Here is a 15,865-nt window from a genome sequence, read left to right on the forward strand (position 1 = left end):
CACCACCCCACCCAGCACCACCCGGCAAAGAAGCCAACCCCGCACTCACGGAACCCTTCTTGCTCCTACGCGAATCGTTCGACAACCGTTGCCAGCATCTCGCGGCCGTGGTCCTCGAAAGCCGCGTCTCCGACGTCGTGCGCCCACACGATGGTGCCCAGCGACTGAAGGATGTTGTCGAGCCGCCAGGAGTCCATCTCCTCGGCGGGGTCGCGACCGTATGCGGTGAGGAACACCGTGCGGAGGGCCGGACAGACCGCGAAATGGGTGTGCTCGAGTCTCACAAGGTCTGTGACCCATGGTCGGTAGCCGGCGCGGCCGAAGTCGATGATGCCCAGGATCCCTCGGTCCTCGACCCAATTGCGGGGCTGATAGTCGCCGTGCGTCGCATAGAGCGTCCTCGGGGCCTGACGGTGGGCTCTGACGAGACCTTGGACCGCGGTGAGATGGCCGGGCGGCGCGAGGCCCGCGGCTCGCTTGAGGAAGTCGCCGACCTTGTGGACGGCGGCGGGATCGTAGCTTCGGGTCTCCTGAACGGGACGGTGGAGGAGCGCCAAGAGTTCCCCGGCCTGGCTGAAGGCAGCTGACGAGTACTCGTGGCGGCCGCCCTCGACGCGGCGCCCCGGGAGCCACGTCAAGACGACGACGCCTGCTCGGGCGTCGCCGTGGAGGAGATGCGGGGCACGGGCTCCGAGCGACGGTGTCATGCGCTGATGCGCCCTGATCTCGCGTTGGATGTGGTGCGTCGTGGGGCTGGCCTTGACGACGGCGAGTCCTTCGCGCGTGCGCACGCGGAGGACTCGGATGTCCTGGACTCCCCACGACATGTCCTCCTCCAGATGCCATTCGCCGAGCCAATCGTCGAGGAGGCGCAGCTGCTCACGGGAGAGCAGATCGGCAGGTGAGGCGGCCACGGGACCACGCTACGCCCGCCAGAAGCCCCCTGAGAGCGCCATTTGGCCCAAAAATCCTTGAAAACACGCGGAATCTGCTGGCGCGTCGCGCATTAGCTGGTAGTTTCGTCACCAGCAGTTCCGGGCGGACGCCCGCGGGCTGACGTACCAACCGACGTCCAGGAGGACACATGGCTAAGAACCGCAGCGAGCTTGTTGCCGAGGTGGCGGGCAAGACCAACCTCAGCCAGACTGCCGTCAACGGTGTGCTCGACGCACTGTTCGAGGTCTTCGAGAGCTCGGTCGCCAACGGCGAGAAGGTCAGCATCCCGGGCTGGCTCGCAGTCGAGCGCACCGAGCGTGCCGCCCGCACGGGCCGCAACCCGCAGACCGGTGAGGAGATCCAGATTCCGGCTGGCTTCGGCGTCAAGCTGACCGCGGGCTCCAAGCTCAAGGCCGCTGCGTCCAAGTAGCAGCAGCATTTCAGCCCCCGGGGGCGGCGGTTCCTACCGCCGCCCCCGCTGGCTTTTCTGCCCCACCCCTCCAGTCGAGTTCGTGGTGTTATCCACATAGAGCAGGAGCGGGCTACCGGGCTCCTCGGCATCTGGGAGAATAGTCGGGTGCCCAGCTCCACACGATCTGCCCCTGCCCCCTCGAGCACCAACAGCGAGGAGCGCGGAACCGCGAGGGGCTACGTGTACGGGGCGTTGGGCGCGGCGCTGGTGGTCCTTGTCTCGGCGCTTGTGTTCTCGGGTGCCGCCGCTGCCCGGCAGGTCCTCGACCCAGGCACTCTGGTCCGGTGGGGCCTTCCCATTGCTCAGACCGCCCTCAACATTTCGGCGTCGCTCGTGCTCGGTGGTCTGGCTTTCGCGATCGGCATCCTGCCCCACCTTCGGCGCCCCGAGCGAGGGCACCCCGGTCCCCGGGGTGACGGCGCATCGCCTGAAGAGCATCCAGCGTTCGCCCGCGCCCTGCGGATCGCCACCATCGCTTCGCTCGTCTGGACGGCGAGTGCCGTCGCTGTCCTGGTCTTCACCGATTCCGACCTGATCGGGCAGCCCGTTTCGGGAAGCTCCGACTTCACCAAGCAGCTCGTCTTCTACATGACCCAGCTCGATGTCGGCCGAGCATGGCTCGTCACCGTCATCATCGCAGCCACGGTGGGCACCCTTCTGTTCGCGGTGCGCTCTCTCACGGGCCTCGCGCTCACCTTTGTGCTCGCCGTCGGCGGCCTCGTCCCGATGGCTCTCATCGGCCATTCCGCGAGCTCGGGCGACCACGAGGCGGCCGTGAACTCGCTCGGCCTTCATCTGGTGGGCGCGGGGCTGTGGGTGGGTGGCCTCGGGGTGTTGGCGCTCCTCGGGGGAACCCTCGCGGGGCGGATCCGCACTGTGTCCGGCCGGGCGGCCTCGGGGCCGGACCTGCTCGAAGCCGTTCTGCGCCGCTACTCCGCACTCGCCCTGTCCTGCTTCATCCTCGTCGTCGCATCCGGCATCATCAACGCTTCCCTGCGCGTCCCCAGTTGGGACGCCTTGTTCGGGACGTCCTACGGCCAGCTCATCGTCGGCAAGGTGGTGTTCGCCGTCGTCCTCGGGGGGATCGGCTACATGCACCGGCGGTGGGTCATCCCACAGCTCTCCCGGGGTGCCTCGCCGAGGCGAGTGCTGTGGCAGCTCATCGGAGTCGAGGCGGTCGTCATGGGTGGTGTGTCCGGCCTTGCCGTCGCGCTGAGCCGTTCCGCGCCGCCCCAGCCCGCGTCATACGCTTCGAACGCGTCGCCGGCGTTCATACTTTCCGGCTACGACCTTCCGCCCGAACTGACCACGGCGCGGTGGTTCACCGAGTGGCGTCCGGATTGGCTCTGGATCGCGATCGCAGTCTTCGGCGCCGTGGCCTACGCCCTCGGTCTCCTGAAGATGCGACGGCGCGGAGACTCCTGGTTCTGGCCTCGGAGCGCCTCGTGGTACGTCGGGCTCGTCGTGCTGACGTACATCACGAGCGGGCCTCCTGCCGTGTACGGGCGTGTGCTGTTCTCGGCGCACATGGTCGACCACATGATGCTCACCATGGTCGCGCCTCTCTTCCTCGTGCTCGGCTCGCCCGTCACGCTCGCCCTCAAAGCGCTTCAGCCCCGTCAGGACGGCAGTCGAGGACTGCGCGAGTGGATCCTCGTGTTCGTGCATTCGTGGTGGTCGAAGCTCATCACGCACCCGCTGTTCGCCGCGGCCAACTTCGCCGGCTCGATCATCATCTTCTACTACTCGGACCTGTTCGGGTACGCGATGCGGGATCACATTGGGCACGAGCTCATGAACGTCCACTTCACGCTCACGGGCTACATCTTCATCCTCACGATGATCGGTTCGGACCCGCTGCCGCGCCGCGCCCCCTACCCGCTGCGACTTCTCCTCCTTTTCGCGACGATGGCCTTCCATGCTTTCTTCGGCGTTACCCTCATGGGATCCAATGTGCTGCTCCAACCGACCTACTTCGGCAACCTCGGCCGGCCGTGGGGCCTCTCGGCCATTGCGGACCAGCAGCAGGGAGGCGCCGTGGCCTGGGGAATCGGGGAGATCCCGACTCTTGCCGTCGCCATCGGGGTTGCCCTCATGTGGTCGCGCTCGGACGCGCGCGAGACAAAGCGGCGCGACCGCGCCGCCGACCGCGATCACGACGCCGAGCTCGAGGCGTACAACGCGATGTTCAACAAGCTTGAGGAAAGGGACCGCGGCCGCGGCTTGTGACGCGCGGCTACGGAACCGGATGAGCGCCGGAACAAAGCCCTCGATAATGGGGTTGCCCCTAAAGACCCTCCATCCGCAGACACGTCAGGAGTGCCCGTGACCGCCGATTCCGCCGAGTCCGTCAGCGCCAGCACCGCTGGGCTGCGCACAACCCACCGCGTGCGCGCGAGCGAGCTGGCTGGCCGGGGCTGGCTCAACACCGGCGGCACGGAACTCGATCTCGCGTCGCTGCGCGGCAAGATCGTGGTCCTGGACTTCTGGACGTTCTGCTGCATCAACTGCCTCCACGTCCTCGACGAGCTGCGCCCGCTCGAGGAGAGGTACAGCGACGTCCTCGTGACCGTCGGCGTCCACTCGCCGAAGTTCGAGCACGAGGCGGATCCGGTCGCGCTCGCCGCAGCAGTCGAGCGGTACGAGATCCACCATCCCGTGCTCGATGATCCCGATCTCCTCACGTGGCAGGCCTACACAGCCCGGGCCTGGCCGACCCTCGTCGTCGTCGACCCCGAGGGCTATATCGTTGCGCACCTCTCCGGGGAGGGTCACTCGGCAGGTCTGGGGGTGCTCGTCGAGGAGCTCATCGCGGAGCACGCCGCGAAGGGCACTCTCCACCGCGGCAACGGCCCCTACGTCGCGCCCGAGCCCGTCTCGCGCACCCTCCGCTTCCCGGGCCAGACCGTCCCGCTCGAGAACGGCAATTACCTCGTGGTCGATACGGGGCACCATCGTCTGGTCGAGCTGCGTGCCGACCTCGAAACGGTTCAGCGCGTCATCGGCTCCGGCACGAAAGGCCACACGGACGGCGCCGCCGAGTCAGCCCAATTCAATGAGCCGCAGGGCGTCGCGATCCTGCCCGCCGACGTGTCGTGGCAGACGGGCTACGACGCCATCGTCGCGGACACAGTCAACCACCGTCTCCGCGGCGTGACGCTCAGCTCGGGCCATGTCCAGACGGTGGCGGGCAACGGAATCCAGCGCCTGCTCGACGCGGGTCCGGCTCGCGTCGACGGCGACGGCGCGGGCGCGTGGGCCAGCGGACGGGCGACGACGAAGGCGGGCCCGGATGCCACGGGCACCGCTTCGGTGGCCGCCGCGATCGACGACGACGCCGCCTCCCTCGGTTCGCATGCGACCGACTACGCGGGGGACTCCTTCGACATCGGCTACGTGGGTCACGGCACCAGGGTCTCGCTCTCATCCCCGTGGGACGTCGTGTGGAGCGAGAAGCTGCGGAAGGTCGTCATCGCGATGGCGGGCACGCATCAGCTCTTCACCTTCGACCCGCTGACGGACGAGGTCGCGATTCTTGCGGGTTCGGGGCTTGAGGGTCTGCTTGACGGTTCGGGTCCGGAAGCCTGGTTTGCTCAGCCGTCCGGGCTCGCTGCCGACGCGGAAGGCAACCTTTGGGTCGCTGACTCGGAGACGTCGGCGCTTCGCCATGTGCTTCTCGGCACCGAGTCCGGGCGATCGGGTGTGCGGGTCGAGACAGCCGTCGGGAAGGGCCTCTTCGACTTCGGCTTCCGGGACGGCGCGGCGGGTGAGGCTCGCCTCCAGCACCCGCTCGGGGTCGCGGTGCTCCCCGACGGCTCGGTCGCCGTCGCCGACACCTACAACGGCGCCGTCCGCCGGTACGACCCCTCCGCGCAGACGGTCTCGACGCTGTCGCGGGGCCTCGCGGAGCCGAGCGACGTCGTCGTCGTTCGCCCTGAGGAGGGCGAGCCGCTGCTCCTCGTGACCGAGAGCAATCGCCATCAACTCTCCCTCGTCCCGATCCCGAAGGATGCACAGCAGGTCGACGAGGGAGCGAGCCGGACGCAGCGCCCGAGGTCGGCTCTCGCGCCCGGGGCACTCGGCCTGACGGTCCGCTTCAAGGCTCCGACAGGCCAGAAGCTCGACGAGCGCTGGGGCGATCCCACGCAGCTCAAGATCTCGTCGACTCCGCCTGAGCTCCTCCGCAGTGGCGCTGGAACGTCACAGGGTCTCCTGCGCACGCTCGAGCTCAACCCCGCGGTCACCGAGGGCGTCTTGCACATTACCGCCCGAGCGGCGGCATGCGACGGCGCTCCAGGCGAGGAGATTCCGGACCACGCCGCGTGCCACCTGTACCAGCAGGACTGGGGCATCCCGGTCGTGCTGCAGGAGGGCGCCGAGTCGGAGCTCGTGCTGGACCTGCGCGGAATGAACTGAGCGCGGACGAGCGGCCCGAAGGCCCGCCACCTTGCCGGGCCTTCGGGCGAGCCGTCAGCCGATCACGGGAGTCATCGTGATCGTCGTGCCCGAAACGCTGAGATCAACCCTGAAGATGAAGTCGGTCTCGATATTCAACTGGCTGACCTGACCAGTGAACAGGTCGATCTGCCGCGCGGTCAGGCGGGCTTTCCCGGACAGCGGCGAGACGGTCCATTGGCCGCTGAAAGGCGTGACGCTCGCGCTCGGATACTGAGTGATCGACCACGCGATGGTGCCATCGACAATCCGATTGTCCGTCGAATAGGAGAACGGGCAATCCGGCTGCAACCGCTGTTGGGAGGACGCCGTCTTGGCGCATTGGTCGAGGAAGTCCTTGGCCTTCGCGTTGATGGCAGTGGTGAGGGCCGGGGTGGCTTTGGTGTCGAGCGAGAGCGACTCTTGGCTCGTCCTCTGTGGGACGACCGTCGTGACGGGCGCGGCGGCGAAATACTCTCCTGGGAGTGAGCCGACGTAGCTCCCCGGATAGAAGACGGGAAAGGAATTCCTGCCAGAGGGCATGTTCACCGCGGCGCCGTTGATGGTGGCGCGCGCCGAATTCACCACCGACGCCTGGAGGGTCGGCAGTTGGCCCGGGACAATGCTCCACCGGGGGAAGAACAGCCAGTCCGAGCCCGTCTGCTCCACGAGGAAATCGCTCCGGTAGCTCTTGCCGCCGGACGTGAAAGTCACTGGCACGGTCTCCCTGCCATTGCCTGCCGACTGGGCCGTCCCCACGTTGAGATCGCGGATTCGGGACATCGAGTCGCGCAGCGGAGCGCCGTTGAGGAGCGCAGCGCTCCCGGACGGCACCTGGGCGTGCAGGGCTCCCAGTGCCCGGCCGCCGTCGCCCGCTTGAAGCGCGTCGAGGTAGGCGTGGACCGGCTGGTCCGGACCCTGCGTGCCGGCTACTGCCAGAATCGAGACGATCGCGGCGATCACGGCGAGCACGAGGCCCAGTCCCCAGAGCAGCGCGACCCGCAGCGGGCTCGCGGGCTTGCGTGTTCCCCGAGCCAGGGACGGTGCGCTCACCGGCCGCTCGTCGTGGCCTCGGCCACGCACGGGGAAAGCGTGCGGATGTCGGTCGAAGTCAGAGCAAGCATGTCGCTAGCCTAACGGCCAGCGGCTTTCAGGCCATCTCGGGTACAGATACTTCAGCCCACACCCGCTTCTGGTACAGCTAATTTCCCCTCTCCCGCTTTCGGGTACGACGGCGCCGCGCACCTTCTCAGCGGAAGCCGCCGCTCGTCGTCGTTCGCCAGGAGATTTCGTTGAAGGCCGGGGCTTATCTGTACCAGAGAAGGCTTAGGCCGGTGAGTATCTGTACCCGAAACGAATGGGGGTGGGGGAGGCTGGACGGTCAGGCGCTGCTGCCGGCGTCAGGAGAGGAGCGCCGCCATGATCGCCATCGCCGGGACGGCCAGGACTGTCGTGATGAGGACCGTGTCCTTCGCGACGACCAGACCGTGCTGGTAGCGCTGGGCCGCGACATAGACGTTCTGCGCCGTGGGCAAGCCGGTGGTGACCACGGCCGCGAACAGTGCGTGGCCCCCGAGGCCGAGGGCGAACCGAGCGAAGGCGAACGCGATGAGCGGGTGCACCACGAGCTTGAGCACCGAGGCGAGCAGGGTGTCGAAGCGACGGCCGTCGTCGGCGCGGAGGGGGCGGGAACCGTGGAGGGAAATTCCGAAGGCCATGAGGATGGCTGGGATGGCGGCACCGCCGATGAGGTGGATCGGCTGCATGATGAGGTCGGGGAGCTTCCATCCCGTCCCTGCCAGCACGAGGCCGATGGCGGAACCGACGATGTTCGGGTTCGTCACGACGGGCAGCACGAACTGGAGTGCGCGCGCGGCCCCGGGCTTCGCGGTCGAGGTCGTGCCATCCAGAATGAGCAGGTACGACGGCGTGAGCAGCGCGAGCTGGAAGATCAGCAAGGGTGCCACGTAGCTGGCGCTGCCCAACACGAACACTGCGATGGGGATGCCCAGATTCCCAGAGTTGGCTATCGACGAGCTCATTGAGGCGATGAGGGCCTCCGGCAGCTCGCGACGACGGATGAACCGGAATGCGCCGAACGAGACGATTCCGACCAGAGCAGAGCTCACCGTGATGACGAGCAGGTGCGACGAGAAGACGGTACGGAGGTCTGCGTTGCTGAGTGTGTCGAGCAGGAGCGCGGGGCTTGCGACGAAGAACGAGAGGCGGCTGAGTACGACCTGCGCCCCCTCGCCCAGAAGCTGCTTCCGGGCGACGAACCACCCAGTGCCGATGATCGCCCAGACGACGAAGAACCCGGACAGGACGCCTAGCACGGCGCCCCACCGTGTGTTCCAAGGCCAGTCCTTTGCACGGGGTACAGACTAGAGCACACGCATCAGCGCGCAGAAACCGATTTCACATAGCGGCCACGCAGCTCCGCCGGAGCCGCGTTAGTTGAGGTGGGCCTGGATCGCGAAGGGTGGCCGCATGAGGCCGGGGGTGAGGCCGTCCGCAGGATCGCTGCCAAGCTCGACGACCTTGTTCTCGGCGTCCACGTGGACGACTGTCGGCACGTACTCCCGTGCCTCCTGATCGCTCATCGAGGCGTAGCTGATGAGGATGACGAGGTCACCCTCGTGGACCAGGTGCGCGGCCGCGCCGTTGATCCCGATGACGCAGGACCCGCGCTCGCCCGCGATGGTGTAGGTCTCGAGCCGTGCCCCGTTCGTGACATCGACGATCGAGACGAGCTCGCCCGGCAGGATGTCGGCGGCTTCAAGCAGGTCCAAGTCAACCGTCACCGAGCCGACGTAGTGCAGGTCGGCATGTGTGACCGTCGCGCGGTGGATCTTCGACTTGAACATTGTGCGGTTCATCGCAAGCAAGTCTACTCCGGGGCTCTCGGGAGCGCCGTGGCGAGGCTCACGTGCTAGGTGCGGCTGAGCGTCCTTCCCATGATCGCGTCCGTGAGGGCGTCCACAGCCGCCGAGTTGGCGAGCGGATTGCGGACCAGCGTGAACTCGACGTCGCCGACCGGCGGGAGGTCGAAGCGGCGCGTGATGATCGAGAGGTCCTCGGGGACCAGTGTGGTCGGCATGACGCCGATGCCCAAGCCTGCCCGCACCGCAGCCAGGACGCCGGCAATCTGCTTGGTGCTGCACGTGACCTTCCAGGTGCGGCCGCTCGCTTCGAGGGCGTCGATCGCGAGGGTCCTGCTCAGGCTGGGGGCGGGATAGACGACGAGCGGGACCGGCTGGTCACGCTCGAGGACGGTCTGCTCGACGCCGACCCAAGAGAACACATCGTGCCGCACGACCGTCCCCTCCTGTGCTCCGGCGACCCATTTGATGAACACGAGGTCCAGCTGGCCAGCTTTGAGCCGCCGATGGAGATCATCACTCTGGCTGACCGTGAGTTCGAGATTGAGCTGGGGATACGCGCGTCGGAATTCGCGCAGGATCTTGGGCAGGCCCGTGATGGCGAGATCGTCCGCGGTGCCGAAGCGGAGACGTCCGCGCATGGCCGACCCACGGAAATAGCGAAGGGCTTCGTCATGGGCGGCGAGGATCGTGCGGGCGAAGCCGGCCATGGCGTCGCCGTTGTCGGTCAGGCGGACCCCGTGGGTGTCGCGGATGAGGAGCCCGCGCCCCGCTGCCTTCTCGAGTTTCGCGACATGTTGGCTCACGGTCGGCTGCGCGATCCCCAAGCGTTCGGCCGCGAGCGTGAAGCTGAGGTGCTCGGCGACGGCGAGGAAGCTGCGGAGATGGACCGGATCGAACATGTCTCCCATCCTTCCCGCCCGAATTGCAGAACGCAATAGCTCTTATATGGCAAATAACCTTCCGCAATGGTTTCCTACGTGCCTAGCGTGGAATTACTCGAACGCTCAACTGACCCGAACGAAACTCCAGGACTCTTCCGTGACCTCGCCCAGCTCCGCCATGCCCTCTTCCGCGTCCGACTCCATCCGAGCTTCACGCCCCCCGAGCCCAGCGAACCCGGCTACCGAGCCCATCGCGCTCATCCCCGAGCGCCTCCCGTGGCGCCACACGTTCATCTCGCTCCGGGTGCACAATTACCAGCTCTTTGCCATTTCGAATTTCATTGCCGTCATCGCCGTGTGGATGCAGCGCATCTCCCAAGACTGGCTCGTCCTTCAGCTCTCCGGCTCCGTCGCCGCCGTCGGCATCACGGTCGCTATGCAGTTCACGCCGGTTCTCCTGCTCGGCCCGTGGGGAGGGCTCATGGCCGACCGCTTCTCGAAGCGGCGCCTCCTCCAGATCTGCCAAGCGACAGCCGGACTCTGTGCCGGGACCCTTGCGGCCCTCGCGCTCACGCATTCCCTCCAGGTGTGGCATGTGTACGCCATCGCCGTCGTCCTCGGGCTCGTGACAGTGCTCGATCAGCCGTCACGCCAGGTATTCGTCAACGAGCTCGTGGGCCCCCAGTACCTGCGCAACGCAATCAGCATGAATTCGACCATCTTCCAGCTCGGCGGTCTCATCGGGCCTGCCGTCGCGGGTGGCCTGCTTTCGGCCGTCGGAGGCGGATACGCCTTCGCCTTCAACGCCGTCGCGTGCACGATCACCGTCGTCATGCTCTCGTTGCTCCGGGTGGACGAACTGCACACCGCGCCCCCCACCCCCAAGTCGAAGGGCATGGTGCGCGAGGCCGTCCGCTACGCGTGGAAGAAGCCGACGATCCGCTGGCCGTGGGTGCTCGCCGGCGCCGTCGCGGTCTTCGCTCTGAGCCTGCCTGTGCTGCTTGCGGGCTATGCGGACCACGTCTTCGGAATCGGCGCGGGCGGCTACGGCCTGCTCAACGCACTCGTTGCGCTGGGCTCGGTCACAGGAGCAGTGGCCTCGGCCCGGCGTCGGCTTCTGCAGCTCAGGACGGTTGTGCTCGGCGCTGGGCTGTACGGTGCCCTGCTTGCACTTGCGTCCTTCGTGCCGTCGCTTCCTGTCTTCGCCGCGCTCATGGCAGTCTCCGGATTCTGCGCCCTGACTTTCCTGACCTCGGCGAACCAGCTCGTCCAGACGAGCGCGAACATGGCGATCCGGGGCCGCGTCATGAGCCTCTACACCATGGTGCTCATGGGGGGCCAGGCGCTCGGCGGCCCGATGCTCGGGGGGCTTGCCCAGCTGTGGGGAACGCGCTGGGCGCTTCTCCTCGGCGGGGCCGCGCCCGCCGTCGTCGCCGGCCTGCTGGCCCTCTGGCTGCGCGGCCGCCGCGAGGGCTGAACCAGCCGGCGGACGCGGCGGCCCCGCCGCGTCCCGCCCCGGGCGGCCCCGCCGCGCCCCCGCCCCAGGGCGGACGTGCCGCGTCCCGCCCGGTCATGGAGTGCAGCCGGGCGGGACGCAGGGGAAAGCGGATGGTCAGGCGGTGTGCGCAGCCGGGCGCCCTTCGTGGGCCGCGGAACGGTCGGCCGTGTCGAGCGCGTCGAGGGTGAGCCGTGAGGTTTCACGCGTGGCCCATGTTGCGATGGCAGAGACGACGGCGAGTCCTAGCGTCAGGCTGCCGATGATCAGCGGGACGTTTGCGGACCCGGGAGGGGCGATGAGCGTGAAGACCGTCGGCAGGAACGCAACGATGAGGAGGCCGATGTTCTGCGAGACCGCAAAGCCGGTGACTCGCGTGCGGGTGGGAAAGAGCTCCTGGAAGAAGCTCGCGAACGTCGCGTTCCACATCTGGTAGAGCACGCCCCACATGAGGACGGCGAGCACGAGCGTGAGCGGGACGTTCTTCTGGCTGATGGCCCAGAGGTACGCGAAGGAAAGCACGCCCGAGCTGAGGGAGCCGAAGATCATCAGGGGGCGGCGGCCGATCCGGTCCGAGAGCTTGCCGAAGAAGGGGATGAGGATGACGGCAACGATGTTGGCCATGACGGGCATCCACAGGTAGGTTGCCGGGCTCATCTTGATCCCGTACGAAGGCTGCGTGGCGTATGCGGTCCCAAAGACGGCCGCAGTCGTGCCGATGACGTTCGTGAGCCCCATGAGGATGGCGCGGAAGACGGTCCAGCCGCTCTCACGGATGACCTGTACGACGGGGGCCTTGGGGACCACATGCTCCTTGGCCTCCCGAAGGAACACCGGCGTCTCGGCGACGCGGCGACGAATGAGGTAGCCGGCGACGACGACGAGGGCGCTGAGCAGGAAGGGCACGCGCCAGCCCCAGGAATGGAAAGCCGCGGTGGGCAGCATCGCGGAGAGCGGGATGAAGGCTGCGGAGGCCAGAATGCTGCCCGCCTGCGTGCCTTGAAGGCTGAAGCTCGTGTAGAAGCCGCGGCGCCCTGCGGGGGCATGCTCGGCGATGAGCGCGCTCGCACCGCTCAGCTCGCCCGCCACGGCGAAGCCTTGGACGAGGCGCAGCGCCACGAGAAGGATCGGGGCGAGCAAGCCGACCTGGCTGTACGTGGGGAGGAGGCCGACAGCGAACGTCGAGACTCCCATCAGCAGCAGCGCGAAGACGAGGACGTTCTTGCGGCCGTGGCGGTCGCCCCAGTTGCCGAGGACGAAGGCGCCGATAGGCCGCGCGACATAGCCGACGGCGTAGGTCGCCAGGGACGCGACGAGCGCCACCGTGGGGTTTCCGCTCGGGAAGAAGATCGATGGGAAGACAAGGGCGGCGGCGGAGGCGTAGATGGAGAAGTCGTAGTACTCCAGGGTGCTGCCGATCCAGCCGCTGAGCGCCGCGCGGCGCGGCATCGTGCGTGAGTCTGCAGCGGGGTGTGCGGATTGCCCGCGCACTTCGTCGTGCATGTGAGACCCTCCTCGGTCATCGTGACTATGGTGCTCGTCCGGTGCCTTGAACCTCGGTGCAGACTGGCCGGATTGCGTTTGGTAAGCGCTTTCCAATGAACCACGTCACACTCTCGGTGTCAATCCCGGGAGCCACCCGGAGGGCCCGCGGTACGGTCGGTATCGGCTGGAAGTAAGGCTGCGTGCGCCAGCGGGCTTTGTAGCGTGAAGGTGTCGGGCTAACGTCTAGCTGTAGGCGTGGGCTCGACCTTTCTCCGGGCGAGACATCTTCGGAGAGAGGAGGCGGCGTTGGCACAGGAATCGGGGCTGCCAGCAGGGGGCAGCCGGCGGCGCAAGCCCAGCATCACAGACGTGGCGCGTATCGCCGGGGTGTCGTATCAGACTGTCTCGCGCGTCATCAACAACGCTCCCGACGTGAGCGCGGCAACCCGAGGGCGCGTTCTCCAGGTCATCCAAGAAGTGGGCTACCGGCGGAACCGGACGGCCACTGCGCTCGTCACGAACCGCTCGACGGTCATCGGGATCCTCACCGACGGCTCTCCACGGTTCGGGCCGGTCGGCACGCTCATGGCCTTGGAGAGCCTCGCGCGGCAGAACGGGTATGCCTCGACGGTCGTCACGGTCGAGGAGCCCTACGCGGAGACAGTGCCGAAAGCGCTGGACACCCTGGACGACGTGGGGGTCGACGGCATCATCGTCATCGCTCCGCGCCTGGCCCTGGCTGCCGCCGTCTGGAACGCGGACGTCCGTGTGCCGGTCGAGATGATCGCTGCGGGGGCCTCCTCCACACCCAACGTCTTCACCTACTCCGAGAATCAGGAATTGGGCGCCCGCATGGCGACTCAGCATCTGATCGACCTCGGCCATACAGACATCGCCCACGTCGCGGGATCCATGGAATGGTTCGACGGGCGCGTGCGCAAACGTGGCTGGGAAGCCGCGATCCGAGATGCCGGACTCGTGCCGGGGCTCTGCGTCGAGGGCGACTGGAGCCCGAAGTTCGCGTACGAGACCGGGCTGCGCCTGGTTTCGGAGGGAAGGGTCCCGCAGGCGATCTTCGCCGTGAGCGACCACACCGCGCTCGGCCTCATCCGTGCTTTCGCCGAGAATGGCGTCCGCGTCCCTGAGGACGTGAGCATCGTGGGCTTCGACGATGTCGAAGGCTCGGACTACTTCCTGCCACCGCTCACGACTGTGCGGCAGGACTTCCCCGCGCTCGCCCGGGCGAGCATGGACGTACTCCTGGGGGCCATGGAGGGCCGCGAGGTCGACAGGACCCCAAGTGTGCCAACGCTCGTCGTCAGGGCGAGCACCCTCCCAGCACGCCTTCGCTGCACCCCCTGACCCGGACGCTTCGGCCCTCAAGAGGACGCTCGGCATTTCAAGATTTCTGTGAGGCTTGACACGTGGGGCCGTGAACGTTCACGATAGATTCACCGTGAACGTTCACGGAAGGACTCGAGGAAGAGGAGAGGAGCCGCGGTGCGAGCAGAGAACCTGGTCCAAGCCCTTCGGCTCCGCTCGGACGTCGAGATCAGCGGGGCCGATGGCGAACAGTTGAGCAACGCAGCGCGGCTGCTGCTGAAGGCCCCCGGAGCGGACAAGGACATCGCCGAGGGCGTGCGTGCGTTCGTCCCCGAGAGCTCCTCGGCAGTGGTCGGCGTCATCCACGAAGGAGCCCTGTGGGCAAGCCTGGTTGTCACGGCCGACCGTTCGGGCTCGTTCATGTCGGCGACGACGGTGGACCCCGAGGGAATCCGATTCCCCGGCGACATGGCCAGCGTCTCCTCCGAAGCGGTCGCCTGGGTCAACGCACACCACGGCCCGTGCGCCCTCGGACTCTTCTTCGACAAGCCCTACGCCGAGGCATTCGTTGATGCCTCCGACAAGGCGGCTGCCATTCGTGCCGCCTCGGCCGCCGGCAGGCTCGTCCTGTCGCCGGTCCCTCCGGCTCTCGCGCTCGCCCTCGCCTGAGCTCCGCTTCAGAACCAAACCACTAACCCCGATCCCGACGGCCCGGACCACCGACCTCCTGCCGAGCCGTCGCCACCCTTTGCCTCCCCGACAGGACTGGAGACCACCATGATTCGCAGAACAGCCTTCCTCGCGGCCGCCGCGGCCATCACGCTCGCGGCTGCCGGGTGCAGCAGCTCATCGACGAGCGACTCCGGGGGAACGGATTCCTCCGTGTCCCAGAAGGCGGAAGCAGCCCTGAAGCAGGTGACCGGGCAGGTCCTCAGCAAGGGGCCCAATGGCGAGACCCCGACTCCCGCCTCCGCAGCCGACTTGACGCCAGACGAGATCGCGAAGGTCAAGGCCATGGGGGCCACGGCGGCGATCGTGATGCACTACGGCGGCAACGACTGGGCGACGGCGCAGATCGCCGGCCTGAAGAGCGAGTTCGAAAAGCTCGGCATCAAGGTCATCGCCACGACCGACGCGGACTTCAAGCCGGACAAGCAGGTCTCGGACCTTGAGACCGTGATGACCCAGAAGCCGAACATCATCGTCTCGATTCCCACCGACCCGGTGGCGACCGCGACCGCGTACAGGAAGGCCGCCCAGGCCGGGACCAAGCTCGTCTTCATGGACAACGTCCCGCAGGGCTTCACTGCAGGGAAGGACTATGTCTCGGATGTGTCGGCAGACAACTACGGCAACGGGGTAGTCTCGGCGCACGAGATGGCAAAGGCCCTCGGCGGCAAGGGCAAGATCGGCGTCATCTTCCACCAGGCCGACTTCTTCGTGACCCAGCAGCGCTACCAGGGGTTCAAGGACACCATCACCAAGGACTACCCCGGCATCCAGATCGTCGAGGAGAAGGGCATCGCCGGTCCAGACTTCGCCGGCGACGCGCAGGCCGCTGCGAACGCGATGCTGAGCAAGCATGCGGACCTCGCGGGCATCTGGGGGGTGTGGGACGTCCCGGCCGAGGGCGTGATGGCGGCGGCCCGCGCGGCCGGACGCCAAGACCTCAAGATCGCGACGGAGGACCTCGGCAAGAACGTCGCGATCGCGCTCGCGAAGAACGAGCTCGTCGTCGGGCTCGGAGCGCAGCGCCCGTTCGACCAAGGGGTGACGGAGGCGCTCCTTGGCGCCGGATCCCTCCTCGGCAAGAAGGAACCCGCATACGTGGCGCTGAGCGCGCTGCCCGTGGACCACTCCAACGTCCTCGACGCGTGGAAGCAGGTCTACCACGCCGACGCGCCCACGGACCTCCAGAGCTCGTACAAGAACTAGCGGGCGGAAGCAGCAGAAG

13 protein-coding genes are annotated in these 15,865 nt (G+C 67.3%); 7 read left to right on the top strand and 6 right to left on the bottom strand.

Translation table 11 applies throughout. The features are described from left to right. Positions 1-65: 65 nt before the first annotated feature. Positions 66-914: a phosphotransferase family protein gene (locus V7053_RS07660; RefSeq protein ID WP_334171680.1), complete on the bottom strand. Its 849-nt coding sequence runs from the start codon at positions 912-914 to the stop codon at positions 66-68. A gap of 170 nt (positions 915-1,084) precedes the next feature. Between V7053_RS07660 and V7053_RS07665 the strand changes: the two genes are divergently transcribed. From V7053_RS07665 to V7053_RS07675, 3 genes are all read left to right on the top strand, one after another. Further along, positions 1,085-1,366, top strand: coding sequence for an HU family DNA-binding protein (locus V7053_RS07665; protein WP_334171681.1), 282 nt, complete (start codon positions 1,085-1,087; stop codon positions 1,364-1,366). Positions 1,367-1,513: 147 nt separating this feature from the next. Continuing rightward, the gene (locus V7053_RS07670) at positions 1,514-3,637 is read left to right on the top strand and encodes a cytochrome c oxidase assembly protein (protein WP_443022592.1); all 2,124 of its coding nucleotides are present in this window, start codon (positions 1,514-1,516) and stop codon (positions 3,635-3,637) included. 96 nt (positions 3,638-3,733) lie between these two features. Beyond that, a complete protein-coding gene (locus tag V7053_RS07675; protein WP_334171682.1) occupies positions 3,734-5,824 on the top strand; it encodes an NHL domain-containing thioredoxin family protein in 2,091 nt (696 codons plus the stop codon). A gap of 54 nt (positions 5,825-5,878) precedes the next feature. On the opposite strand, the gene V7053_RS07680 is transcribed toward V7053_RS07675, so the two are convergent. The 4 genes from V7053_RS07680 to V7053_RS07695 form a co-directional block, all read right to left on the bottom strand. Then, positions 5,879-6,895 carry a hypothetical protein gene (locus tag V7053_RS07680; protein ID WP_334171683.1) on the bottom strand — a complete coding sequence of 339 codons (1,017 nt, stop codon included), beginning with the start codon at positions 6,893-6,895 and terminating at the stop codon, positions 5,879-5,881. Between the two features lie 347 nt (positions 6,896-7,242). Beyond that, positions 7,243-8,178: an AEC family transporter gene (locus V7053_RS07685; RefSeq protein WP_334171684.1), complete on the bottom strand. Its 936-nt coding sequence runs from the start codon at positions 8,176-8,178 to the stop codon at positions 7,243-7,245. A 117-nt stretch (positions 8,179-8,295) separates the two neighbouring features. After that, positions 8,296-8,721, bottom strand: a complete 426-nt coding sequence (gene panD, locus V7053_RS07690; RefSeq protein ID WP_334171685.1) for an aspartate 1-decarboxylase — start codon at positions 8,719-8,721, stop codon at positions 8,296-8,298. A gap of 53 nt (positions 8,722-8,774) precedes the next feature. After that, positions 8,775-9,626 carry a LysR substrate-binding domain-containing protein gene (locus tag V7053_RS07695; protein ID WP_334171686.1) on the bottom strand — a complete coding sequence of 284 codons (852 nt, stop codon included), beginning with the start codon at positions 9,624-9,626 and terminating at the stop codon, positions 8,775-8,777. A gap of 139 nt (positions 9,627-9,765) precedes the next feature. On the opposite strand from V7053_RS07695, the gene V7053_RS07700 reads away from it, so the two are divergent. Continuing rightward, positions 9,766-11,085, top strand: a complete 1,320-nt coding sequence (locus tag V7053_RS07700) for an MFS transporter (protein ID WP_334171687.1) — start codon at positions 9,766-9,768, stop codon at positions 11,083-11,085. Between the two features lie 135 nt (positions 11,086-11,220). Here the strand turns inward: V7053_RS07700 and V7053_RS07705 are convergent, their stop codons facing one another. Next, a complete protein-coding gene (locus V7053_RS07705) occupies positions 11,221-12,606 on the bottom strand; it encodes an MFS transporter (RefSeq protein ID WP_334171688.1) in 1,386 nt (461 codons plus the stop codon). A gap of 351 nt (positions 12,607-12,957) precedes the next feature. Here V7053_RS07705 and V7053_RS07710 point away from each other — a divergent pair, with 351 nt between their 5' ends. The 3 genes from V7053_RS07710 (at position 12,958) to V7053_RS07720 (ending at position 15,846) form a co-directional block, all read left to right on the top strand. Then, entirely contained in the window at positions 12,958-13,950 is a 993-nt protein-coding gene (locus tag V7053_RS07710; protein ID WP_334171689.1) for a LacI family DNA-binding transcriptional regulator, read from the top strand. A 138-nt stretch (positions 13,951-14,088) separates the two neighbouring features. Continuing rightward, a complete protein-coding gene (locus tag V7053_RS07715; protein ID WP_334171690.1) occupies positions 14,089-14,580 on the top strand; it encodes a hypothetical protein in 492 nt (163 codons plus the stop codon). 108 nt (positions 14,581-14,688) lie between these two features. Beyond that, on the top strand, positions 14,689-15,846 hold the full coding sequence (locus V7053_RS07720; RefSeq protein WP_334171691.1) for a substrate-binding domain-containing protein: 1,158 nt from the start codon (positions 14,689-14,691) through the stop codon (positions 15,844-15,846). Positions 15,847-15,865: the final 19 nt, after the last annotated feature.

The organism is Sinomonas sp. (assembly GCF_036848755.1).
Classification (GTDB): Bacteria; Actinomycetota; Actinomycetes; order Actinomycetales; family Micrococcaceae; genus Sinomonas.